We start from the raw sequence: 24,154 nt of genomic DNA, 5'->3' as shown, positions 1-24,154 counted from the left end.
GTCACAGGGGCGACGCGGACTGCCTCCGTCCATCATGGAGTGATCGTCATGTCGCCCGACGGGCTGAATGTCACGGTGCCGTTGGGGTGAGCGACGTGGACGGTTTCGTCGATACTCTTGATCCGGGTGGACGTGCCGTAGACGGTGCCGTTGATGACGTTGGTGACGTTGAGGTTGCCGGAGACGCGGCCGATCGCGCCGATCTGCAGAACCGTGCCGTACACGTCGCCGTTGATGATGTTGACGACGTTGAGGTTGCCGCTGTGGTGGCCGACCGAGCCGATCTGCACGACCGTGCCGTAGACGTCGCCGTCGACGAGGTTGACGACGGTGTCGTCGCCGATGCTGGGGGCGCCGAGTCTGGTCGTTGCGCTCAACGATCTCGCTGCGACCATGCCGGCGCCGCCGACGAGCACCCCGGCTGCCCCGACGGCGCACTGCCCCCAGCTCCCGCCGCCGAAGGCGGCGTCACCGCAGGACACGGCGGCCGAGACGGCACTCATCGCCAGTCCGATGACACCGCATACGGGGCAGAAGATTCCGGCGATGCTCAGCGCACCGGCTACGTACCCGAACGCCGAGCTGGTGGCTACCGACTTGGCCACGCGGCCGGCTCGGCACCAGAAGCTGGCGTTGCACGATTGCTCCTGCTGGCGGGCTTGCTCGGCGGCGCGCTGCTCGGCGGCGACGCGTTCGTTGATCTTCTCGCTTTCGGCGAAGACCGTCGGACGCTCGGCCGCGGTGTACTGGCGCTGGTTCCAGGCACTGGCGGTGTTGTTCTTGACCGAGTAGTACTCGCAACTGTCGCAGAACGACGTCCGCTGGACCTCTGGGCTCCAGACGCTGGACTCGCCGTTCTTGTGGTGGTAGTAGTCGCAGCTGTCGCAGTACAGGCCGGTCGGGTCGCTGAACGTGACCGGGCTGTTGTTGCTGTACGCGTAGGCGTTCATCAACTGGGGCTCGTTGCCCATCACCGGGTCCACGGAGATGAACCGGCCGAGGACGGGATCGTACTCGCGTGCGCCCACGTGGACGAGCGCCGTGGTCGCATCCCGGGTGCCGCCCACGAAGTCCTTCTCACCGGGCAGACTCGCGGAGGTGCCGCGGGTCCCGCCGAACGGCGTGCGCCGCTGCTGCCGGACCGCCATCGTGTCCGCGTCGACCGCCAGCTGCGAGGTGCCCTGGTGGTCGCCGAGCAGCCAGTACAGCTTGCCGCCGGTGCGCACGGCGACCGTCTTGCCCGCGTGTGCGTAGTACCGGGTCGGCGTCAAGGTGCCCGCACTCCGGTTGAGCGTGAGCTCCTGCCCGTCGAGGTAGAGCGTGGTGCTCTGCGGTGTGCGCCGGATGAGCCGCGACCCGTTCGCGTCGTATACGAAGGTCGTCGCCCCGGCCGCTGTCGTGATCGCGTTGACCCGGCCCTCGGCGTCCCACTGCAGTTCCTGCCCGGGCCGGACGGTCGTGTTGCCGGTCGCGTCGTATTCGTATGAACCTCCTGGGCTCACCGACTGCACCGCATGGGGGCGGGGTGACCCGGCGGCCGGGTAGGTGTAGGTGGCGGTGCCCGCCTCGGTGGCGGCCGTGAGCCGGTTGCCTGCCTTGTCGTAGGTGAACGCCTGCCGGTAGGCCGCGGGTCCGCCGAGCGCGGTCGTGTCACATCCCTGCGCCGGAGTCCATGCCTCGGTCAGGCGTCGCAGGTAGTCGTAGCGGAAACACTGCGTGTCGGGGGTGCGGTTGAGTGGCGCGTCCACGATCGAGGTGATGTTGCCGGCCGGGTCGTAGGCGTAGCGCTGATCGGCCTGCATCGGCGCGGGCGCCTCCACGTCGGCGATCGTCCGGTCCAGTCTGCGGGTGTGCGCGTCGTAGTAGTAAGACTGCCAGGCCCGCTTGGTGCCCTCGCCGAACTGCACGCGCGCCGTCTCGCCGAGCCGCGTGTAGAGGGTGTCGGTCACGTAGTGCAACGTCTGGCCGTCGAATCCGCCCCGGGTGATGGTCGGCATACCCAGCTCGGAGCGCTCATGGACCACCCCCTCAGCAGGCAGCGAGCCGATGGCGGGCATGATCTGCGAGGCGAGCACGCCGTCGTAGTCGTAACGCAGCTCGGTGGTGTAGGTGCCCGCCAGGGTCTGCTCCTGCTCGGGGATCGTCACCGTCATCGACAGGGGTTTGCTGAGCTGGTTGTAGGAGCCGATCGAGGTCTTGTACGCCGCGGACCCGACGTGGCGGGTGGAGGTGGCGGCCAGGCCCTTGCCCCCGGGCGCGGTGTCGTAGGACCACGACGCGAGCAGGCTGCCGGCCTGCGACATGCTCGTCCGGCGGCCCAGCGCGTCGTAGCCGGTGTGCAGGGTGACCGCGCGGGCGTCGGTCGTGGCGACCATACGCCGGGCTTCGTCGTAGGCCATGGTGACCACGCCCTTGTCCGGGTCCTCCGACCGCACCAGGTTGCCCCGCTGGTCGTAGGCGTAGCGCCACGTGTTGCCCATCGCGTCGACGATGGAGGCCAGTTGACCGCTGTTGGTGTAGGTGTATCGCGTAATGTCGGGCGTGCTGCCCTGCCGGAGCTCGACGGTGCGGCCACGGGCGTCGCTGACCTTGACGAACGGTGTGCCGCCCGGCGGCGGGGTGACCCGGACCCGGTCGCCGTCGTGCACCTGGGTGGTGCGCCACTTCTCGACGCCGCCGCCCCGGAACGCCGACGCGACGACCCGGCCCGCGCCGTCGAACGTCGTCATCGTCGCGCCGAGTTTGTCGACCTCGGATGCCACCCACAGCCTGTCGTCGAGCGCCGAGTTGTGGAAGTACGGTGAGCTGGCGAAGTACGCCCGGCCGTGCGAGTCGTAGCGGGTGTCGGTCAGCAGTCGGCCGCCGCCCGGGGCGGGTGTCTGCACCTGGCGCAGCCGCATCAGCGGGTCGTAGATCTCCTTCTTGGACGTGTAGCCGCCGCGGGCGTTGATGGTGTCGGTGGTGATGACGGTCGTGCCGTTGTCGCGGATCAGGTAGCCGAACGTCATGCTCGCCGATTCGAGCTGCGAGCGTTTGCGGTTGGGCAGCCAGATCGCGGTGGCCCGGCCGAGCGCGTCGTAGGTCGTCTCGGTGCGGCGCAGGTTCGCGTCGATCAGCAGTGTGGCCTGGCCCCAGGCGGGAGCGAACGTGGTGCGGGTGACGTGGCCCAGCGCGTTGGTCACCGCGGTGTTGGTCATCGGCCCGCCGACCGCCGGGGTGTATGCCGTGCGGGTCTCGTTGCCCAGCGCGTCCTTGCTGCTGGTGACACGGCCGTGCACGTCGAAGGCAGCGGTCGCCGTCACGAGGTACCCCGACTCGGTGAGCTCCTCGGTGCGCGTGAGGTCACCGGCCGCCGGCGCGGTGCCGACCGGCAGCCCGTCGTAGCCCCGGCGGGTGTCGGCGATCGTGTCGGTCGGCTCCTCCGAGCAGCGCACACCGACCGTCCAGACGCGGTACGGCACCGAGATGATCCACTTATCGTCGTTGCGGGCATACGATGTGCGGGTGCACTGGTCGTCGTCGGACCTGCCCACGTCTCCGGCGTCGTCGACCTCGATCTCCTGGCCGCGGTCGTCGTACTTCGTGGCGACCCGGGTGGTGCGCCACTGGTCGCCGGTCAACGCCACGTGCTCGGTGACCGTCCCGGGGCGCACCAGGTAGGACTTCACCGCGCCACGTGTCGCGTTGGGTCCCTGCACGACCGGCACGGTGATCGCGGTCCGGACCGTCGCCCCGCCGACGCCGTCGAACGTCGCCGTCTCGAACTCGGTGCCCGCCAGCCAGTCGGAGTCGGCGTACTCGCCGCCGCGCGAATCGGTCACCTTGATCGAGCGTTGCCGGTCGCCCGGCAGGCGGTCGCCGTCCATGCCCCGGTAGAACCGCTGCTCGACCTCGCTGATCGGGCCCGCCGGATCACTCTGGGCACCCTTGCGCAACCGCACCCGGCCGAAGCCGCGGAACTCGCCGTACGTCTTGCGGTCCTCGTCGCTGAACTCCGACGTCTCCCAGTGCCAGGCGGCGCCGTCGAGATAGTCGTAGGCGGTGCGCTGCTCGCTCGTGCCGTCGTAACGGTCGGACTCGACGATCTCGGCGACGACGTACTTGTGGAAGTACTCGGTGCGCTCGTTGCCGCCCGGGGGCGTCCATTTCACCGGGTAGCACCGCTTGGTGTTCGTCTCGGGGCTGCCGGGCATCGACACGCCCTCCACGCAGTCGGGGGCCGCGTAGACGACGGCGATGGTCCCGCCGGTCTCCGAGACGATGCCGGTGATGCGGTAGCGGTTCAGCGGACCGACGCCGGTGGTGACGGCGACCCGGTTCGGTTTGGCGGTGCCCTCGAACGTCACGGCGGGCAGCGCCGCATTCCCGTCGACATGCCCGGCGTGGACGATCGACTTCAGCCAGAGCCCGGCCTTCTCCCGGTCGCCCGGGTCGGGGAACGAGTGCTGCAGCGTCCACGAGTCCACGTCTGTCAGACCGCCGGCACCACGCACCCGGGTGACGATCTTGCTCAGGCGCTTGGTGTTCCAGAACGTCGGGGCGTAGTTGCCGACGCACGTGGCACCGTCGCAGTTGCTCGTCCACGGCACGTCCGGCCAGTTGTCCGGCTTGCCGGGAGTGCAGTCACTGCCGGGCACACACCGGCCCGCGGTGGTGAACTCGACCTGCCCGCTCGCGGCCACCGAGCCGTCGGCCCGCAGACCATAGTCGATGGTGCGCAGGTAACCGCCCCGGACGTAGCCGACCGCGTCGTCCTTGAGGTTCAGCCCGTACTTGTTGGTCTCGATGTCATAGCTGTAGATCATCATGTTGCCGTGGGCGTCCACGACCTTGTCGAGGTTCCACCGCCACGCCTGCGTACACCGCGAGCTGTCGTACGTGCCGCCGTGGCACGGCTCCCCCACGTCGTCACCGAAGACCGGCACGGTCCAGGTCGACTTCGACTCCGGACGCGAGCCGTAGAAGTACTGCGTGCCGTCGGGGGTGATGATCCGCCAGTGCTCGCCGTCGTCGTCGCCGTTGGCCACGCCGGTCAGCCGGTCGATCCGGGAGCCGTCGTCGCTCTTGGCCCGCCAGCGCTGCCCCGATTCGTTGATCAGCAGACCGGCGCGGCTCGCCGTCGCGTTGTCGTTGCGCCAGCACAGGTCACCGGTTTTCGGCGGCACCGTGCCACCGGCGTCGTCGTCGGCGCATCCGCCGTAGGTCCGCTCGATGTAACCGGGCTGAAGATCCCAGCCGTCGCCGATCCAGGACGACTGGTTGTTGGTCGTGCTCGTGCGGCCATCGACCGTGGAGGAGGAATAGGACAGGCTCAGGGATGGCTCCAGGCCGCCCGCCGCCGGCGGCACCCGCAGTGGGTACGACCAGGTGAAGTCGCCGGTATGCGGTGACACGTCCCAACTGGCCGACGGCGACAGCGACGTGGCCGTGGCCGTGCCGCCTCCGCTCGGCGGCGCGGTGCCTGCGGGCTGGTCGCCGTGCAGCTCCGACGCGGATGCCTGATCGGGTGGGCGTGGCGCGTCGACGGTCGGCGTGGTGATCGCGGTGGACGGGGTGTCGGGCAGGTCGACCGACGGGCCACCCGCCACAGCGGCCCGTGGCGCAACGACGGTGACGAGGGTCAGGGCCATCAGACCCGACAGCGCCGCCGCAATGAGGCGGTGAGCTCGTGGCAATCGCACGTTGCCAGCCCTTTCAGGAGAGGATGGGGGTCGGGTTGGGGGCACCGAGGAGCACGAATCCGAGCCGCCCGACGACGGTGTAGCCGGCACAGGTGGAGCTGAAGTCGACGAAGCGCTGCCCGTTGATCCGGCAGGAGAAGACCGGTTTGCTCTCCACCGAGGACGGCGCAGTCGACCAGATCTCGGCGATCGTGCCGACCACGGTCTTGCCACCGCAGGCGGGATCGGTGGACAGGAACTGGTCCGCTCCGTCGTAGCAGCTGATCAGCGGGACCGTGCCCGGTTGGCTGAGCAGCGGCACCCAGCCGGCCCCGCCCTCGAAGCGGTAGCCGTACGGCGCGCCGTCGACGCCCTGCCAGTGGTCGCCGTCAGTGATCGACCGTCCCAGTTGGGCATACGCCAGGGTGTAGCCGAGCAGTTGCTCGTTGGTCGCGCCCGCGCAGTCCGACCTACGGGACTCGAACCGATCACGGCCGTCGTTGCAGCGGTGGATCGCCATCGTGGCCACGTTGGTCGGCTGGCGGGTGTAGACCTTGCCGATCTCGCCGACCACGGTCGAACCTTCGCAGGCGGGGTCGGTCGAGGTGAAAGCGTCGTTGCCCGTCGTGCAGGCATACAGCGAGCGGGTGTCCGGCCGGTCGCCGCTGACGAGCGTGCCGAGGGTGGCCTCGAAGTGGTAACCCGGCCGGGCCGTCGCGCTGGTCGACCCGCTGTAGTGGTCGCCGGCGGCGTTCAGGTATCGGCCCAACTGCCCACCCGCGGCGTCCGCCCAGCCCATGCGGGTGATGTCGGTCCCGTTCTGGATCCCCAGGTAGGTGGTGACCTCATCGATCGTGCCGGGGAAGAACTCCGCCGCCTGCCCGTTCACCTGAGAACGGCCGATCGTGAACCTGCCGTTGCCGACCCACAGCGCCACGTTCTGCTTGGTGCCCGCGAGCTGGCCGTCCACGTACAGGCGCAGTTGCCGGGCAGCGTAGTCGTAGACCCCGGTCACGTAGGTCCACCGACCTACGACCGGCGGCTGCACCGACTGCGCGTACTCGACCCCCGACGCGTCGGCGTCCTGCAGGTGGTGGCCGAACACCCAGCGGTCGGGCCCCGGGCGGTACTGCAGGAAGAACGACGAGTTGCGGCTGCCGTCCTGACCGACGACGGTCGCGATCTGATCCTTGCGGGCCAGGTTGACCCAGGCGTTGACCGTGAAGCTGTCACGGGTGGAGATACCGAGCCAGGTGGTGGCCACCCGGCCCGACTGGCCGTCCAGGACCAGCCCCCGGCCCGAGAAACCCTGGCCGTACGACACTCCTGAGGTGTGCGCCGTCGCGTGGTTGCCCCGCCACGACGAATCGTTGGGTGTGTCGCCGTTGAACGTGTATCGGCCCATGGCGCCGGCGTTCGCGTCGTCGTGGACGGCACGGACCTCGCCCGCGCTCAGCACCCGGCCGAACACCTGGACATCGTCGATGGCGTGGCTGTAGTAGTCGCCTAGGCCTCCGTTCCATTTCGCGCGGCCGATCGTCAGCGGACCGGTCGACGCGATCGTGCTCACCTCGGCCCGCATCGCCGACAGCACCCCGTTGACGTATAGCCTGAGCTGCTTGAGCCCGCTGTAGTAGGTGACGGCGAGGTGGGTCCAGTCGCCGGCCGGTGCCGCCTCGGCGGAGGTGAGCACCACCGCCGGCGGGTCGTCGGCGTCCGACGACGGCACGATCACCGCCCACTTGCCCGCCTGCTTGTTGTATTGCAGCAAGAACGCGCTCACCCGGTTGCCGTCCTGTGCCACGAGCGTGCGGTTGCCGTAGTCGGTGCCCTCCAGGTAGGCCCAGGCCGACACCGAGAAACTGCCCGTGGTGTCGACGACCTTGCTCGCCGTCTGGGCGTAGGCCGAGGTGCCGTCCAGCTTGAAGCCGCCGTTCCTACGCCCACCGATCCAACCGGCCCCGCCTGCCATCGTCACCGGGCGGTTGTTCCCGCTGGTGTCGGCCGAGGTGGTGCCGGTCATCTCGTCGAACGTCCAGTGGCCGAGCCGGTCGGTCGGCACCGCGGCCGTGGCGGCCTCGCTCGGGTAGGACGCCTTGAGCGCCGCGACGCGGGTCTTGTCGAGCACACCTGTGTACAGCCGCACGTCGTCGACGAGTCCGGGGAAGTGGTTGGCGGATTGTCCCGCCGTCCTGCCCCGCCCGACCGCCAGGCCGCCGGTGGCCTGCCACGAGGTGTCCAGCGCGCCGTCCTTCTGCCGTACGGCGTTGACGTAGAGCCAGATCGTCTTGGACGGCGCGTCGTAGACGCCGACCAGGTGGACCCAGGCGTTGATCTCGCCGGGCGCGACCGAGACCGCGGCCCGCGCGACGGCCGGGGTCGTGTCGCTCTCCGGCATCTCGAAGATCCACGATCCGGACAGGTTGTCGCCGTCGTCGACCAGGTGGCCCAACCGGAACTTGCTGGTCTGCGCACCGTCGACGGTCACGGCGTCGCGCCGGCAGCCGGCGTACGGGTCTTCGCAGTCCACCGGGTCCATGTGCACCCACGCCGACACCGTGAAGCTGCGGTCGGTGCGCAGGTCGACCTTGGCGGTGGTCGCGGTGGCGTTCGAGCCGTTGAGGCGCAGCGCGTTTCCGGATCGCCCGACCGCACGCTGGTAGCCGCCGGACAGCGAGGCCGTGCGGCTGCCAACAGCGTCGGCGGCGTTCGCGCCGCCGGGCTCGTCGAACGTCCACTGGTGTGCCAGGCTCAGGTCCCGTCCGGCCTGGGTGCGGACCTCGTCGGCGAACAGCACGCGGTTGTAGACCGCGACGTCGTCGATCGCCCCCGGGAACCGGTCGACGCGGGTGCCGTTCCACTTCGCGGCACCGATCTGCAACTGGCCGGTCGCGTGGTTCCACATGGCCGGGGCGGTGCCGGTGCCCGCGAGCACCCCATTGACGTACAGGTGCTCCTGACGGGTCGCCGCGTCGTACACGGCGGCCAGATGGGTCCACGCGCCCACCTGCACGGACGGGCCCACGAGCCGGTGATGCACGTCGCCGCCGTCGGCCCGGTCATGGCTGAACATCGTGAAGGCCCAGTGGCCGTCCGGCGTGGCCTGCAACTGAAACGCGCTCACATGGGTTCCGTCCTGCGACACGACCGCGGGGTGGCCGCCGACGCGGTCCAGCCGCGCCCAGGCGGAGACCGAGAAACTGCGGCTGGTGTCCAGCGCCTTCGGGGCGGAGACGTGACCGTTGCCGTCCAACGCCAAGGCCAGGTCGGCCGGGTCGGGGCTGGTGGTCTGCCCGCCGGCGAAGCCGATCGTGTCGGCCTTGCCGGCATCGCGGCCCTTGCCCGACGTGTCGGCCAGGCCCCCGTCCAGCCGCCACAGGCCCTCGGTGACGTTGTTCTGGCTCACCAGGCCCTGGATCTCGGCCTGACCGAGCGGGCGGCTGTAGGCGCGCACCTCGTCGATGCGCCCCGGGAAGAAGTCGGTGCTGGCGTCGTTCCATCGTCCCCGCCCGACGGTGAACGCCCCGGCGGCGCGGAAGCCGCCGACACGGGTCGTCTCTCCGGCCGACTGCCCGTCCACGTAGAGCCGAACCAACTTGGTGCTCGCGTCGTAGACCGCGGCGACGTGGGCCCGCTGGCCCACCTTGGCCGGGACCGAGCTGCCGACCATGGTGTTCGCGGTCGGCGTCGGCTCGTCGGTGTTCGGCAGCAGCATCCACCAGCGGCCGCTGTCGGCGCTGCCGGGGTCAGGGCGGTAGTGCAGGGCGAAGGCGCTGCAGTGCTGCCCGTCCTGCGACAGCATCGTCACTGCGGTGTTGGCCGGGGCCTGCCTGCTGAGCTCCACCCACGCCGCGACGGTGAAGCTGCGGTCGGTGTCCACGAGCGGCCCGCCCATGCTCACCGCGCCGGTGGAGCCGTCCAGCCGCAGCGAGCCGTCGACCATGCCCGGGGTGGTGAACGACGCCCCACCGGTGAGCACGCCCGCGGCTCCGCCGCTGACGCTGTTCGCGGCCGTCAGACCATTGGGCTCATCGAAGCGCCAGTGGCCGACCTGGACGTTGTCCCGGCTGACGGCGGTGCGCACCTCGGTGTCGGACAGGACCCGATCCCAGATGGCGACCTCGTCGATCGAGCCGGGGAAATGGTCGACGCCGGGGCTGCCGTCCCACATGGTCCGCCCGATCTGGACCTCGCCCGTCGCGTTCCACGCCGGCAGGGTGCGGTCGATCTCGCCGCTCTTCACGCCGTTGACGTAGATGCGCATCTTGCGCGCCTGCGCGTCGTAGACACCGGTGACGTGGGTCCACACGCCGGTCTGGACGGTCTCGGCGGAGACGGCGAACTCGCCGGAGTTCTGGACGCCCGGCATGCCGAAGACCCAGCGGGAGCCGCCGGCCGCCGTGTCGCCGCGGTGCCAGAGGACGAATCCCGGGAATCGGTCACCGCCCTGGCTCACGATCGCCCGGGCACCGACCGCCGTGTCCAGCTTCACCCACGCCGAGACGCTGAAGCCCGCCGTCGTGTTGACCGTGTTGGGTGCCTTGACGTGCGCCGTCGTCGCCGGGTCGAACGTCATGGCGTTGCCCACGGCCCCAGGGGTGTAGGCCGTGCCGCCCGACGGTGTGCCGTCGCGGAAGCCGAGGAACGCGGTGTCCTTGGTGTCCCCCTCGAACGACCACTGGGCGAGCGGGCCGTTGCCGGCACGCACATAGAAGTGGTGGATCGTCACCGGGCTGAGCCGCCCGGCCCGGTCCGCGGCGTAGACGTAGAGGTCCCGCGGCCCGTCCCCCGGTGGCGTGAGCAGGATCGACGCGGACGCGTTCAGCGCACTCGCGTCGAGCTTCTCGACAGCCGAGGCGTCCCAGCCGTACCGGTAATGGTCGATGTCGCGCAGCTCGTCCGCGGCGAAGTCGGGCGTGAACGTGAAGACGCCGGGAACCGTGGTGCCCCCGTGCCAGCGGTTGTCGGCGGGATACACGTCGCCGGTGACCGTCGGCGCTTTGACCGGGCTCCTACGGTCGACCACGAAGGAAGGCCCGACCTCGTACTGGCTCCAGTGCGCGTCGACCGCGTGCACGTCCCAGCCGATGGTGGTCTGATCACCTTGCGTGCGGGCGTCGAAGGTCCTGACCGCCAGGTCGCCGGAGTTGACCGCGCCGCCCCAGACGCCGACGCCGTTGATCTGCCAGTAGGGGCTCATCTGGTCGCCGTCGGGGTCGGTCAGCCGGGCGCGCAGATCGATCAGATCGTCGCCGAGGTAGACCTTGCCGCCGCAGTTCTTGCACGCCGCTCGCGTCGGCGAGACCGACAGCTCGGTGGGCTTGTTCGGCTTGGTGTTGTATTCGACGTACAGCACGGTGCGGCCCGGATCGTACTTGCGCCAGTAGCTGGAGTTGCCCTCGTCGGCCGCGCCGAGAAAGTAGCTGGAGAAGTCGCCGAACCGGATGTGGCCCTTGGTGTCGAAGCCGACATGGTGCTCACCGGGGTCGGCGCAGCCGGAACGCGCGCCGGCGACCGCTTTGGTGTCGATCACCCAGTGGCCGGGCTGGTTGTTCCAGGTCGTGCCCGCGCCGTACTGACCGTCGGCCCAGTAGAGGTGCTGGTTGACGACCCCGCAGTCGGGCCGGTAGACCGCGACGGTGTTGACGAACGCCTTGATGAACTCCTTGCCGCCCAGCCAACGGGTGTCGTACTGGAAGTAGGTGCGAGCGACGCCGACGACCGCGTTGCAGTTGGACCAGTTGCACAGACCCACCTGCGCGGTGCCGGCCGGGTCGGCGGTGCTGTTGTAGTACGCGCGGCCGGCGTTGCCCGAGTAGACCCCGCCCCAGGCGAACTTGCCCAGCTGCGCCGGGGCCGGGTCGATGGTGACCGGGAACGTCGTGTCGGGATCGTCGAGCAGCTTGCGATCCGCCGTGATCACCAGTGACCTGTCCCGGATCGCGACGGCGGCCAGAGCCTCCTTGCGGTGGGGCGCCGAGTCCCACATGAGCGACGGCGGCGACCGGAAGATCGGCTCCCCCTGCAGGTCCCGGCCCTCGATCGACCCGTCGGGTCCGACGCCGACCTTCACCCGCTCGGTCGTCATGCCCAGCCGCACCTGACGCGCGGAAGCGGCCGCCTGACGGGTCTTGACCACGATGTGCTGGGTGTAACCGGCGTTGTCGGCCTTCAACACCAGGTCGATGCCGGGCATCACCTCGTGATAGGTCGCCGTGTCGCCGCTGAGCACCGGCTTGGGCAGCGCCTTCGGCCAGGAGAAGCCGACCCGCGACGCGCCCACGCCGTAGCGCACCATCGCGGCGTCACCCCCGCCCGAGAACGCGACCTCGGTCGCCGCGACACGCGGGCCGACCGAGCCGTCCGGCTTGACCTCAAGCGTGGTGTCGATCGGCAGCCAACCGCCGTTGCGCCGCACCCGCACCGGCACGGTGGTCATCTCCGCCGCCATGCGCCCGTCCGGCTTCGCCTGCACAAGCCGCGTCTCGGTCGTCAGATCCGCCACCCGCACCGACGTCTGCTGCCGCTTCGCCGCCACGAGCGCCGAAGCACTGTCCGGCGCCTCCTGCACGCTCACGCGCGAGATCGGCTCGACTTCCCGCGGTGCCGCCGGCCGCCCGGTGGTCACCAGTCCTGCCCCGCCGACGGTCAACACGAGGCATGCCGCAGCAGCCTGTGGCATCCATCGCGCGCCCCGGAAACCTCTTCTCACAGCACCCTCCGCCCCTATCAGCCAGCACGCAGGCTGATACCGGACGGAGTATGGTCGCGACCCCTTTCAGATCGCTTTCAGTCTTCAAACAGATCGCCCAGGTTGCCGGTCCCGGTATATGAGGATGCTGTGGGAGTCGTGTGACTCCCACAGCATCCTCATGAGATCCGCGGCTGCGGACAGGTCACATGTTCTTGGTGAAGTCGTACAGGTCCAGGGCCGTCTGGTCGAAGTACGGCGACGCCACGATCGTGGGATTGGGCAGCTTGTCGACCCGGCTGTTGATCCCGTTGACCAGGCCCCAGTTGCCGTCCCAGTTCAGCAACCAGCCGCCACCGCTCGCGCCCTTGTTGAAGTTGCAGGGAATCTTGATCGTCTCGGTCCAGACGTTGGCGTTCTCCTGCGAGGAGTAGCCGCTGCAGCGCAGCAGGTTGCCGCCGTCGAACGGGGCCTGGGCGGGGTAGCCGAACGCGTTCTGCAGGTTCTGCGTGCCGGCGAACGTCCACAGTCCCTGGCCGCCGAGGTAGCTGACGATGTGGTTGCCGTTCAGCGTGCCCATGATCGCCACGCCCATGTCCTCGGCCGGGGCCGACGAGTTGATCCAGGCGTTCATGGTCCAGATGCTGACGGCGTACCAGGTGCCGTACGGCCGCGGGTTGGCCAGGTCGTCGTCGTAGGCCGGCACGAACGCCCAGCTGGAGGCGGCCTGGCCGCCGGCGCCGCTGTGAATGCAGTGTCCGGCCGTCCATACCGTGTCGGCGCCGGCGGAGTTCACCACGGTGCCAGAGCACTGGTAGGAGAGCCCGCCGAGCACGAAGAACGCCTTGCCGCTGGTGCGCGCGGTCGGGTGGGACGAGGCGAAGTTCGGGTTGACGGCCAGTGTCGACGCGCCATCGCCCTTGGGGGTGCCCAAGGCCCCTTCATAGGGTGGGATCACCGTGGGCTTGCGGGCGGCGGTGGCCGCCTGTGGTGCCGCGGCCTTCGCCGCCGCACTGCCCGCGGCCATGGCGCGGGCGTACTCGGGCGACTCCTCGATCGGCCGGGCCGCGCGCATGCGCTCCGGCGTCCAGAACGCGTCGACCGCCTGGGCCGCGGTGACGTTTCGCCCGTACTTCGCCCGTCCGGCTGCCCAGGCTTCGGCGTGGACGGCCACCGCGCCTCCGGTCACTCCGGCCTTCGCCGAAAGGCCCGCATCGTCGGGCGCGGCCGCGGCGGACTGGGGCGCGGCCAGGGCCACCCCGGCCGCCAACGCGACGGCCGCGAGGATCCGGGCCGCGGACACCTGTCGCCCGGTCGTTGTGACTGCCATTCATGTTCTCCCAACCTGTGGCGGAGCCCGTGCGGCATCCGCTCAGACGGTTACTGTTGTCGATGGAACGACTGTCCAATGGGGATGTTGGACATGTTGGACACCTGGACCTGTGGCGCAGGCCTCCGCACTGGCGCGGTGGATCGCCACGGGCGGCGGTACGGGCCCGCCGAGCATTGCTGCGGCAGTCCACAAGCGACCCATGGAACGCGACCTCGGCCATGGGTGCCTTCCGCATGTCCGGCAGGGGGAGAGAACATGCACGACCAGCCAGCACGCCCCGTTACAAGCCGGGCGTTCCAGCAGACACCCGACGAACCCCACTTCGCGCTCGCGGTGGACCGCGAACTGCAGACGGTGCGGGACCTGGCCCTGCTGCTGCGCAAGCTGCGGCACCGCCACGCCCGCCGGCATGGCGGCAGCTTGTTGACGTACCGGCAACTGGCGGCGAAGACCGGCTGGTCCCACGGAATCATCGGGGAGTACTTCGCGGGAAACGTCCTGCCCCCCACCGAGCGGTTCGACATCCTGACCCGGCTGCTCGGGGCCACCAGCGCCGAGCAAGGCGCGCTGGCGACCGCGCGCGACCAGGTCGAGGAAGGCCGACGTCGCATGAACCTGGCGGCAGGTGCTCCCGTGCCGCAGCAGCTGCCACCGGCCCTGACCGCATTCGTCGGCCGCGCAGAGCTGCTCGCCCAGCTCGACGGCGCCACCACTACCGGTGGGACAAGCGGCTCAGCCGAACCGGCCGCCACGAGCGTGGTGCTGTCGGGCACCGCCGGGGTCGGCAAGACGACTCTCGCGGTGCACTGGGCCCACCGCGCCGCAGCGCGTTACCCGGACGGCCAGCTCTACGTCAACATGCGCGGGTTCGACCCCAGCGGCCCCATGATGACGCCCGCCGAGGCCCTACGCGGGTTCCTGGAGGCACTCGACGTGCCGCCCGAACGCCTCCCGACACACCTGCCCGCGCAGGTGGGGCTGTACCGAAGCCTGCTCGCCGACCGGCGGATGCTGATCGTGCTGGACAACGCCCGCGACGTCGAGCAGGTGCGCCACCTGCTACCCGGCAGCCCGAGCTGCCTGGTCCTGGCGACCAGCCGCAACCGCCTCGACGGCCTGGTCGCCGCCGAGGGCGCCGTCCCGATCACCGTCGACCTGCTCTCCTTCGACGAGGCGTGGCAGTTCCTGGCACGGCGCCTCGGAGCAGACCGGCTGACCTCAGAACCGCACGCCGTGAACGAGATGATCGAACGGTGCGCGCGGCTGCCACTGGCGCTGGCGGTGGTCGCCGCCCGAGGAGCGGCCCATCCGTCGTTTCCGCTGTCCACGCTCGCCGCCGAGCTGCGCCAGACGAGGCGGCTACCCGACGGGTTCGTCGGCGGCGATGCCGGCACCGACGTACAGAGGGTCTTCTCCTGGTCGTACCAGCATCTGAGCCCACCCGCCGCGCGCCTGTTCCGGCTGCTCGCCTGCCATCCGGGGCCGGACACCGCGATCCCCGCCGCTGCCAGCCTGGCCGGCCTGCCCCGGATCCAGGTGCGCCGGCTACTGGCCGAGCTGGCCCATGCGCACCTGGTCACCGAACACCTGCCAGGCAGGTTCAGCCGCCACGACCTGCTGCGGGCGTACGCGGCCGACCTGGCGGAAAGCATCGACACCCCCGACACCCAGCGCGCGGCGATCCAGCGCGGACTCGACCACTACCTGCACACGGCACACGCGGCCGCACTGCTGTTGCAGCCCGGGTGGGACCCGATCAGCCTGCCCGACGCCGCACCCGGGGTGGCATCCGAGGAGATCGCCGATCACGACCACGCGCTGAGCTGGTTCACCGCCGAGTACCGCGTGCTCCTGGCCGCGGTCGCCCACGCCGCACGCGCCCGGTGCGAAGAGCACGCCTGGCGGCTGGCACGGACCCTGGTGGACTTCCTGCAACGCCAAGGGCACTGGTCGGACCTGGTCGCTGCGCAGCGCACCGCCCTCGCCGCGGCACAGCAGGTCGGCGAGCGGCCCGGGCAGGCCGGCGCACACCGCGATCTCGCCCGTGCGCTTACCCGCGTCGGCGAACGGGAGGAGGCGGAGGGCCACTACCGCGCGGCGCTGAAGCTCTTCGGCGAACTCGGCGACCACACCGGGCAGGCACGGACCCACCGGGCGTTCGGCGCACTACTGGATCGACTCGGCCGCCATGCCGACTCCCTGCACCACGCGCAGCTTGGCCTGGAGCTGTACCGGATCGCCGGGCACCTGTCCGGAGAGGCCAGCGCACACAACGGGGTGGGGTGGGCGTACGCCAGACTCGGCCGGTACGGGCCGGCGCTCGACCACTGCCGGCGAGCGCTGGTGCTGTTGCGCCAGACCGACGACCGACACGGCGAGGCGAACACCTGGGACAGCCTCGGCTTCATCCACGACCGTCTCGGCCGCCACCGCCAGGCGGTCGCGTGCTACCAGCGGGCCCTGATCCTCATCACGCAGCTCGGTGACCGCTATGACGAAGCGGAGACCTTGAACCGGCTCGGTGACAGCCGATGGTCGCTGGGCGACCGAGCCGGCGCCGTACGCACCTGGCAGCGGGCCCTGCGCATCTTCGACGACCTCGGCCATCCCGATGCCGAGGGGGTACGCCACCGACTGGTCCGCGCCACCGCGCCTGCGGGCGGGGCACCGAGCGCTGGACCGGACCCTGGATGACCACGACAGGTCGCGCAGCTCTACGGCGCGGACGCCGCACAGCTGCCGTTCCCGAGAACAGACGGGGTCATCGCGGGCGGCGGGCCCACACGACCGGCATCAGGGCAAGGATGTCCAGGTGGCCGGGCCGCCCGAACCAGGCCCTGCTCGCTTCGACCTGTTCGGCGGTCAGCCGCCCGGTGGCCACCATCGTGTCGAAGGCCTGCTCGAACGTCGCCCGCATGACCCTCTCCCCCGCCCCGCCGTCACCGACCAGCAGCGGATGCACCGCCATCCGGATGTCGGTCATGCCGTACGCCGCGAGCAGCGACGGTAGCCGCCTGCCGAAGGTCGGCTCGGTGCCCATCTGCTCACGGAACACTTCCAGCAGGGCGCCGGTCACCGCCCGCAGCTCCGGATGCGGCGTCATCGCCGACACCGTCAGGTCGACCCCGACCACCACCAGGTGGCCGCCGGGGCGCAGCCACTCGACCAGCCGCCCGACGGCAGCCTCGGGATCACGGAGCGTCTCGAGCAGGAAACGCGCATGGACGAGGTCGAACGGACCACCTGGCACGGGGTCGGCGGTCACATCGTGGGTCAGCACGGTCAGCCGTTCGCCGGGGGTCAGGAAACGGGTGTCCAGATCGGTCGCCACGACGGTGGCTGTCTCGGCAAGCCATCCTGCCACCGAGCCCGCTCCTGCGCCGACGTCCGCGCAGCGCCAGGCGGGTGCCAGACCGAGACTTCCGATGAGTCCTTTGGAGATCGGGTCGCAGAGCTCTTCCAGCGCCCGCAGGCGAGCCAACTCGGTCGGGATGTCCTTGCCCAGCACTCCATCGGCGTACTTCATTGTCTAACGATAGGTCGCGGCCGAACGCGAGGGTCAGTTCATTCGTCGTCCAGCCAGTCGCGCCCCCGGACCTGGTCGCCGGGCGGACAGCGGCGGGGAGGTCCGTCATGGCTGGACGCCGCCGGGCGCGGGCCGATAGGCTGCCGCGCTCGCCGATCATTTCCTGGAGGACGCGGTGTCGGACACCTTCCTGCTGGCAGCCCGCATCCCGATGTCGCGGGAGGGTTTCGAACGCTGGCTCGACACGCCCGCGCCCGGCCGCGACGCCATCACCAACCCGGCGGCGATGTTCTCCGGCCGGTACTGGGACGGCCAAAGCGCCGACGGCGCATGGGACGCCGCGGGAGCGACGCCCCGAGAGTTCTTCGGCGGCCTGGTCGAGCAGGCGTGCGACGGCGGCCCGCAGTCGACGGTGCTGCTGCACCGCGAGGGCGCGCTGGAGGCATATCTGCTCCGATTCGGCTTCGCGGAGGAACACGTGCGCACGGCGCTACTGATGTTCGCCGGGGCCGGACCGGTCATGGCCGGACCGGGCGACGGCACCGTGCTCTTCTGGTCCGAGACCGGAGCGAACATGCTTTCCGCCGACGACGACGGCTGGCTGTCCGTGCTGTCGGTCGGCCCGGCCGAGGGCAGGTTCGTCGCCTCGGCAGACCTGGAAGCCCCGGTCGCCGCGCTACGCCCGGTCGAGGACCTCCTCTTCGCTCTGATCGAGCGCCTCGGCGACGAGGAGGACGAATGGGACGCCGACGCCGGACCGTACCGCACGGACACCCCGTGTGATCCGGCGTTCGTCGACCCTGCCGTGCTGACCCGGAAGTCCTACGGAAGCCTCTGATCGTCTCGGCCGGGCCTACCTCTCGTGGACGCCATGGATCACGGCCCGCGCGATGCCGTGGGTGAACAGCATGAATCCTAGGTATGCGGGCGTCGCGCCGTCAGGAAGGTCGAGTGTGGGCACGTCCACCGCGTGTACCGCGATGAAGTAGCGGTGCGGGCCGTGTCCGGGTGGGGGAGCCGCGCCGACATACCGCGCCAGGCCGTCGTCGTTGCGCAGGGTCACCGCCGTGCCGGGTAGTCTGCGCCCGTCGCCGGCCCCTGCCGCGAGCTCGGTGACCGTGGCGGGCAGATCGGCGACGGCCCAGTGCCAGAAACCCGAGGCCGTCGGCGCGTCCGGATCCAGTACCGTCACCGCGAAGCTGCGGGTCTGCTCAGGAAATCCCAACCAGCTCAACTGCGGCGAGATGTCCGAGCCGCCGGCCCCCATGATGCCGCCGGTCTGGTCCCGGCCCAGGGGTTGCCCGTCGGTCACCGATTCCGATGTCAACGTGAACGTGCCCACCTGGGGAAGGAGGTCGTACGGATCGTAGGGAAGCATGACCGTGTGCCTTCCGGATCAACTGGCTCCTATGGGTGACCATCGGCGCTGTTCAGCGCTGCCGACGGCGGCAGCGCTGAACAGCCCTCCGTGCGCTTCGTGTCGGAAGAACAGGTCACGGCATCCGACGCCGCCGAGGCCGGCCACCGGAAGCTACGGCCGCGGCACCTCTCGGTACGACTGCGCCGATGCCCTCAGGCCTGCCGTGTCGGCAACCCTTCGCCTGCCCAGAGACATCATGGCGATGGTGCACACCAGCCCGACCAGGCCGACGATGACGTTGCTGACGATGGCGCGGGTACTCGGCGTGGGACCGCTGACCAGCCAGGGCGAGACGATCACCCATGCGCTGATGATCGGTGCGACCCACGCGATCCGGTGCGAATGTCCGTACATGGTGGCGAAGCACAGGGCCAGCACGGCCAGTGCGACACCACAGATGATGTTGCTCGCCGTGAGGTTGGAGTTGCCGGTGAAGCCCACTACCCAGGGCGAGATCGCGAGGTAGAGGCCGGACAGAAAGGTCAGACCCTCCGCTACCTGTGCGGTCGGGGTTTCGGCGGCTTCCTCGTAGCGCAGCCGAAGCTCCGCCAGGTCCGGATGATCTTCGATGCGAGGGGTTCGAACAGTCATGCTAAACACCTCCGAACGACACCATCAAACAGCCTTCCTAAGGCCGACCTTAGCTGACTTTACGCTGGTCAGAGCCATCACCGACCCATTAGCGCGAACGAGGGCCCGCCCATCGCCGCGGTCGCGCCCGCACCACCGGGCGGCGGCTACGCCAGCGCCTTGCGATAGGCGTCGACGGCCGATGCGGCACCGGGCTCGGCGGGGTCGCGTATCAGCCGGGCCACGCACTGCCACATCGCCCGCTCATCGGCCAGCGTCGCCGGCATCACCAACCCGAGGGCTTCGGCCAGCCGCCCGCGGCCGAGGTTGACCATCGAGCGGACCGCCCCGTCCCAGCTGTCGACCGCGCGGACGGCCGCCGAATACCAGATCCGCGCGACCACGACCAGCACACCGGCGGCGACCAGCGGCACCGGCCCGGAGAGCGTCCCGGCCAGCCACAGACCGGCCAGCGCACCCGCCAGCAGCACATGCCCGGACAGCATGCACACGAAGAAGTCGACGTTCGTCCGCGCCGTGCTCTCCTCCTTGCGCGCCTGCTCGTCGACCAGGCAGACCAGCTCGCTCCACAGGACCTGCGAGTCGAGCCCGAACCGGCTCCACGCGTACTCCTCGAGCCTGCGGATCGAGTTGCCGAGCCGCGTCGGCGCGATCTGGTCGTCGTCGATCGGGTACCGGCGCAGGCGCTCGGCGGCCAGGCCGATCGCGACGGCCGAACCCTCGATCCTGCGGGTGTATCGCGACAACCGGCGGTGCGCGCGATACGGCGCGATCGCCTCGGCCACGTCCTGGCCCGCAGCCTCGGCGGCGGCCAGCCGCATCGCGTCGTGCCGGTCGGTCAACAGGCGCTTGCGGCGCAGCTGCCGCCGCCGCCCCCAGCCCTGCGCAGCGCCCGGCCACAGCGTGTAACCCTCCAGGACCCGGTAGAGAAAGTTCTGCACCGCCGCCAGGACCAGCCCTGCCACCAGCACTCCCGCGCCGAGCGCAGCCACCGTCGGGGTGGCCGCTCCGCTCAGCAGGTCACCCGCCGACACCCCGGACACCGTCGGCGCGAGCGCGACGAACAGCGCCACGTTGATGAGTGTCGGCAGGATCCAGCCGACGACCAGGCCCCATCCACCGCCCAGGATGCCCTTGGCGATGTCGCTCACGCGCCACTGCGCAGGCGCCGCAGCAGCCGCTCGAACACGCCCGGGGTGTCGGGTGTCAGCGGGCCGGTCGACCGTTCACGCACGAAACCGCCGGCACCGAGATCGGGACCCGGTGGCGGGCCACCCGGGAAGCTGATCGGGGCCGACGGATCCGGTGACGGCTGGACGGCGTACCAGGGGGCCTGATAGAGGTCTGGTCCCGGGGGCGTCGCCGACACCGGACCGGACGTGTTCGGCGGCTCATCTGCCGGACTGCCGGCCCACGGCCATGGCCCGACCGCGGCGGCCGTCGTGTCCGGGCGTTGCTCGTCCTGTTCCACGATCTCTCCTCTGCGGGATGCCGGTGGTACACCGTATCTGCACATCGGACAGTCAGGGCGGCCAGGTTTCCTCACCCTGCACCGGCAGTCACCTCGCGGCACCGCCGCCGACTGAACCCGCACGGATTGGGCATCGGAAGGTACAACAGAGGACACCCCGTGAAAGGATGCCGCCGATGCCCGCCCGCCACCGCACCCGCTGGACCGTCGCGCTCGTCGCCGCCGCCGTGCTGACCCTCGGCTGCGGGGCGCTGCCCGACCCGACCCTGCCCGACGACTCGACCTCCCCGCCCCCCGCCCCCGCGGCCACGCCGACCGCCAAGGTCGACGGCACCAAGACCGTCGAGGAGTTCGAGGAGGACGCGCGGGACGCCGTCAGCCTCGCCGAGACGTACTGGTCAGCCGTCTTCGAGGCCTCCGGGGTGACGTTCGGGCCGGTCCGCGCCGTCCGGACCTACCGCGACACCGGCGACCTGGCCTGCGGCCGCGAGCCCATCCCCGCCGACAACGCCGTCTACTGCCCAGCCGGTGACTTCATCGCCTACGACGCCGGCTGGGCCGTCACCGCGTTCCGCCGGATCGGCGACGCGTTCGTGTTCTACCTGCTCGGCCACGAATACGCTCACGCCGTGCAGGCCCGGCTCGGGGTCGAGCACCGGTACGCGATCGACCACGAACTCCAGGCCGACTGCATGGCGGGCGCGTACCTCGGCGACTCGGTGCGCCGGGACCTGCTCAGCCTCGACGACGGCGACCTCGACGAGTTCCGCCGCGGGCTGCTCGCCGTCGGCGACCCGGAGGACCAGCCCTGGTTCGCGCCCGAGTCGCACGGCACCGTCGCGCAGCGCACCGACGCGTTCTTCTCCGGCTACGACGGCTCCCTGAAGGCCTGCCGGCTCAGCTGAGCGGCCACCGGTCGCGGTCCCGGCCGACCGGCCGGGACCTTGCTCATGGCAGGTGCCGCGGCCGGAAACTCACGCCGTCCAGCACCGGAACCACCCGGCTGCCGGCCACCTCGGCGGCGATCGCCACATCCTGCGGATACCCGTAGCCGATCAGTTCCCGGCCACTGGCGCAGTCCTGCAGCGCCTGCGGCAACCGGCCCGCCACCTGCTGGTACGCCGCCGCGGCGACCTCCGCCTCCGGCGACAGCGGCCCGAACCCGTGGCCGGCCAGGGCGCTGACGAACGCGCCCGCGCCCCACAGGTCCTCGACAGCCGGGCGCAGCGTGTCGTCGGCCCGCCACCGCTCACCCGCGGCGACCACCGCCACCACCGCCTCGTCGGCCCCGGCCAGGTGCGCGACCGCCCAGTCCGCGGCCGCCGCGGCGTTGCGCAGCGACACTCCGACGACCGTCGCGCCCGCCTCGGCCAGCCGCTGGGTGATCGTCGACCCGTTGGGCGACGGCAGCACCAGCCGCCGTACTCCGGCCGCCGACCGGATCGTCGCCGGCGACAGACTCACCGGGTGCGCCGGGCCCACCTCGGAGCGGCCCACCGCCAGCAACGCGTCGTGGCTGCGGGCGAACTCGAACGCCCGAGCGTCTCGCCACCGGTACGGGAACACCTCGATGCCCTGGTCGGCGGCGACGGTCAGCGCGGTGGTGAACGACAGCACGTCCACCACCGCGACCAGGGCGGCTCCGGTGCCCACGGCGTCGGCGCCCTGCGGACCCCAGTCGACGCGCACCCGGTAACCGGCCTGCTGATAGGGAGTGATCATCAGGAGATGATGCGGCACTCGCTCGGGACGGACCACGGCGGCCCCGCGCCGCCTGCCGGATTCGGCGTCACCCGAAAAGCAATGACCGCTGAACATGTCCGACGAAACACTCCCCTCTCGGAGCAGGAGTCCTTCACACGCTTTGGAGCCCCCATGAGACGCGTAGCCGCCCGAGCGATCCTACTGACGATCGCCCTCATCGCGCCGCTGGTGACGATCGGCGCACCCGCGCAGGCAGGCGTCGACATCTCCGGAGTCTTCAGGCTCCGCAACGAGGTGGGATGGGGGTGCATGTACGTTCAGGGCACCGCCAACAACCAGCCGGTGTACAAGTGGGACCTCTGCGAGGACAACGTGTTCGCCGACCAGTACTGGGAGTTCGTCCCCCTGGGCAACGGCTATCACCAGATCCGCAACCGGAACAGCGACAAGTGCCTCCGGATGCCGAACAACTCCCTCAACACCAACGCCACCCAGTACACCTGCAGCACCGCCGACACCAGCTCGATTCCGTGGAGCCAGCAGTGGGAGGCCATCGAAGAAGGCGACTGGGGTGACATCATGCTGAAGAACCGCAGCAGCGGCAAGTGCCTCATCTCGCAGAGCGGCACCACGGCGGTCGTGCAGTACACGTGTCTGCCCCAGTACCACGACCAGCTCTGGTTCTACCTGGACTCCTGAGCCCTTTTCGCGGTATGTCCGTCGAGCAGGGCGAAGTGGCGGCGCGGTCGAGGTTCGGTGGCCCACCACCGGCGCGGCCGCGCCGCTTCCGGCGGCGATCTGGTGGTCGCGAAGACATGCGCTCTGAGTAACTGTGTGATCACTGTGACGTTAGGTGTGCGGGCGGGTCGGCCCGACAAGAAGCGTTCGCAGGAGGCTTCGTGAATCAGATCCACGTGTCTTCAGGGGTCCGCGGCCGGTGGCGGCGGCACCTGATCCAGTTGTTCGCCGTGGTCATGGCGACCTCTCTGACCCTCACCGCGACGGGCACCGCCTCGGCCGCCGGCGGCGGATATGCGAGAACGAAACCCACGATCGTGCTCGTGCACGGCGCATGGGCCGACGGCTCGTCATGGAACGCCGTCACCGCACGCCTGCTCGACGACGGACTCGTGGTGCGCGTCCCGCCCAACCCGCTGCGCAGCCTGCCAGGCGACTCCGAGACCATCGCCGACTTCCTGTCCACGATCCAGGGCCCGATCGTCCTGGCCGGACACTCCTACGGCGGAGCGGTCATCACCAACGCCGCCACCGGCAACCGCAACGTCAAAGCCCTGGTTTTCGTGGACGCCTTCGCACCCGCCCAGGGCGAGAACGTCTTCCAACTCTCCGGCCCCGACTCGGCACTGTCCGGCGACCCGGCCACCACCTTCGACTTCGTCCCGTATCCCCAGGCACCGCCCGGCGACGTCGACCTCTACCTCAAGAAGAACGTCCTCACACAGTCCTTCGCCAACGGCGTGCCCAGGCAGACGGCCGACATCCTCTACACCATCCAGCGGCCGTTCGCGTTCAGCGCCGGCGGGCAGCCGTCGGGCGTTCCCGCGTGGCAGACCATCCGTTCCTGGTGGGTGCTCGGCACGCAGGACAAGGTGATTCCACCGGCTCAGCAGCGGTTCATGGCCGACCGCGCCCACTCCGTGATCACTGAGGTGCGCGCCGGGCACTTGTCGCTGGTCGCCCGCCCGGACGTCGTGGCCGGCGTCATCCTCAAAGCAGTACGCGCGACGAACTGACGTC

The 24,154-nt window shown here is 70.3% G+C and carries 14 protein-coding genes; 5 read left to right on the top strand and 9 right to left on the bottom strand.

The features are described 5' to 3' along the window. Positions 1-32: 32 nt before the first annotated feature. The 3 genes from AB0B66_RS37250 to AB0B66_RS37240 all read right to left on the bottom strand — a co-directional run bounded on the left by AB0B66_RS37250 (position 33) and on the right by AB0B66_RS37240 (position 13,681). A complete protein-coding gene (locus AB0B66_RS37250; protein ID WP_360539193.1) occupies positions 33-5,681 on the bottom strand; it encodes an RHS repeat-associated core domain-containing protein in 5,649 nt (1,882 codons plus the stop codon). Positions 5,682-5,694: 13 nt separating this feature from the next. Then, positions 5,695-12,237 (bottom strand): LamG domain-containing protein, encoded by a 6,543-nt coding sequence (locus tag AB0B66_RS37245; protein WP_360539192.1) that lies wholly within the window; start codon positions 12,235-12,237, stop codon positions 5,695-5,697. A 319-nt stretch (positions 12,238-12,556) separates the two neighbouring features. Continuing rightward, positions 12,557-13,681, bottom strand: coding sequence for a hypothetical protein (locus AB0B66_RS37240; RefSeq protein WP_360539190.1), 1,125 nt, complete (start codon positions 13,679-13,681; stop codon positions 12,557-12,559). 258 nt (positions 13,682-13,939) lie between these two features. Between AB0B66_RS37240 and AB0B66_RS37235 the strand changes: the two genes are divergently transcribed. Next, positions 13,940-16,378, top strand: coding sequence for a tetratricopeptide repeat protein (locus AB0B66_RS37235; protein ID WP_360539188.1), 2,439 nt, complete (start codon positions 13,940-13,942; stop codon positions 16,376-16,378). Between the two features lie 67 nt (positions 16,379-16,445). Here AB0B66_RS37235 and AB0B66_RS37230 read toward each other — a convergent pair whose 3' ends face one another. Further along, the gene (locus AB0B66_RS37230) at positions 16,446-17,210 is read right to left on the bottom strand and encodes a methyltransferase domain-containing protein (protein ID WP_360539186.1); all 765 of its coding nucleotides are present in this window, start codon (positions 17,208-17,210) and stop codon (positions 16,446-16,448) included. A 175-nt stretch (positions 17,211-17,385) separates the two neighbouring features. Between AB0B66_RS37230 and AB0B66_RS37225 the strand changes: the two genes are divergently transcribed. Further along, positions 17,386-18,048, top strand: a complete 663-nt coding sequence (locus AB0B66_RS37225) for a hypothetical protein (protein ID WP_360539184.1) — start codon at positions 17,386-17,388, stop codon at positions 18,046-18,048. Positions 18,049-18,063: 15 nt separating this feature from the next. Here AB0B66_RS37225 and AB0B66_RS37220 read toward each other — a convergent pair whose 3' ends face one another. The 4 genes from AB0B66_RS37220 to AB0B66_RS37205 form a co-directional block, all read right to left on the bottom strand. Next, positions 18,064-18,588: a YbhB/YbcL family Raf kinase inhibitor-like protein gene (locus tag AB0B66_RS37220; RefSeq protein ID WP_360539182.1), complete on the bottom strand. Its 525-nt coding sequence runs from the start codon at positions 18,586-18,588 to the stop codon at positions 18,064-18,066. 153 nt (positions 18,589-18,741) lie between these two features. Beyond that, entirely contained in the window at positions 18,742-19,221 is a 480-nt protein-coding gene (locus tag AB0B66_RS37215) for an SPW repeat protein (protein ID WP_360539231.1), read from the bottom strand. A gap of 146 nt (positions 19,222-19,367) precedes the next feature. Beyond that, entirely contained in the window at positions 19,368-20,372 is a 1,005-nt protein-coding gene (locus tag AB0B66_RS37210) for a hypothetical protein (protein WP_360539180.1), read from the bottom strand. Beyond that, positions 20,369-20,692 (bottom strand): hypothetical protein, encoded by a 324-nt coding sequence (locus tag AB0B66_RS37205; RefSeq protein ID WP_360539179.1) that lies wholly within the window; start codon positions 20,690-20,692, stop codon positions 20,369-20,371. Before AB0B66_RS37205 ends, AB0B66_RS37210 begins: the two co-directional genes overlap by 4 nt. Positions 20,693-20,868: 176 nt before the next feature. Between AB0B66_RS37205 and AB0B66_RS37200 the strand changes: the two genes are divergently transcribed. Next, complete coding sequence (locus AB0B66_RS37200; RefSeq protein ID WP_360539177.1) at positions 20,869-21,597, top strand: neutral zinc metallopeptidase; 729 nt, start codon at positions 20,869-20,871, stop codon at positions 21,595-21,597. Between the two features lie 43 nt (positions 21,598-21,640). Here the strand turns inward: AB0B66_RS37200 and AB0B66_RS37195 are convergent, their stop codons facing one another. Further along, positions 21,641-22,414 carry a 2-phosphosulfolactate phosphatase gene (locus tag AB0B66_RS37195; RefSeq protein ID WP_360539175.1) on the bottom strand — a complete coding sequence of 258 codons (774 nt, stop codon included), beginning with the start codon at positions 22,412-22,414 and terminating at the stop codon, positions 21,641-21,643. A 153-nt stretch (positions 22,415-22,567) separates the two neighbouring features. Between AB0B66_RS37195 and AB0B66_RS37190 the strand changes: the two genes are divergently transcribed. Beyond that, entirely contained in the window at positions 22,568-23,095 is a 528-nt protein-coding gene (locus AB0B66_RS37190; protein WP_360539173.1) for an RICIN domain-containing protein, read from the top strand. A gap of 200 nt (positions 23,096-23,295) precedes the next feature. Further along, on the top strand, positions 23,296-24,150 hold the full coding sequence (locus tag AB0B66_RS37185) for an alpha/beta hydrolase (RefSeq protein ID WP_360539171.1): 855 nt from the start codon (positions 23,296-23,298) through the stop codon (positions 24,148-24,150). The last annotated feature ends 4 nt before the right edge of the window (positions 24,151-24,154 follow it).

This window comes from Catellatospora sp. NPDC049111, from assembly GCF_040648615.1.
In the GTDB taxonomy this organism is placed as follows: domain Bacteria; phylum Actinomycetota; class Actinomycetes; order Mycobacteriales; family Micromonosporaceae; genus Catellatospora; species Catellatospora aurea.
Note: the sequence above shows the minus strand (reverse complement) of the source record. Positions and strands in the feature narration are given on the sequence as shown.

Bases quoted from the DNA above. Each gene is read 5' to 3' on its own strand.
- AB0B66_RS37195 (WP_360539175.1), bottom strand. From the start codon at position 22,414: ATGATCACTCCCTATCAGCAGGCCGGTTACCGGGTGCGCGTCGACTGG.
- AB0B66_RS37200 (WP_360539177.1), top strand. From the start codon at position 20,869: ATGCCCGCCCGCCACCGCACCCGCTGGACCGTCGCGCTCGTCGCCGCC.
- AB0B66_RS37230 (WP_360539186.1), bottom strand. From the start codon at position 17,210: ATGAAGTACGCCGATGGAGTGCTGGGCAAGGACATCCCGACCGAGTTG.
- AB0B66_RS37190 (WP_360539173.1), top strand. From the start codon at position 22,568: ATGAGACGCGTAGCCGCCCGAGCGATCCTACTGACGATCGCCCTCATC.
- AB0B66_RS37235 (WP_360539188.1), top strand. From the start codon at position 13,940: ATGCACGACCAGCCAGCACGCCCCGTTACAAGCCGGGCGTTCCAGCAG.
- AB0B66_RS37240 (WP_360539190.1), bottom strand. From the start codon at position 13,681: ATGGCAGTCACAACGACCGGGCGACAGGTGTCCGCGGCCCGGATCCTC.
- AB0B66_RS37220 (WP_360539182.1), bottom strand. From the start codon at position 18,588: ATGCTTCCCTACGATCCGTACGACCTCCTTCCCCAGGTGGGCACGTTC.
- AB0B66_RS37215 (WP_360539231.1), bottom strand. From the start codon at position 19,221: ATGACTGTTCGAACCCCTCGCATCGAAGATCATCCGGACCTGGCGGAG.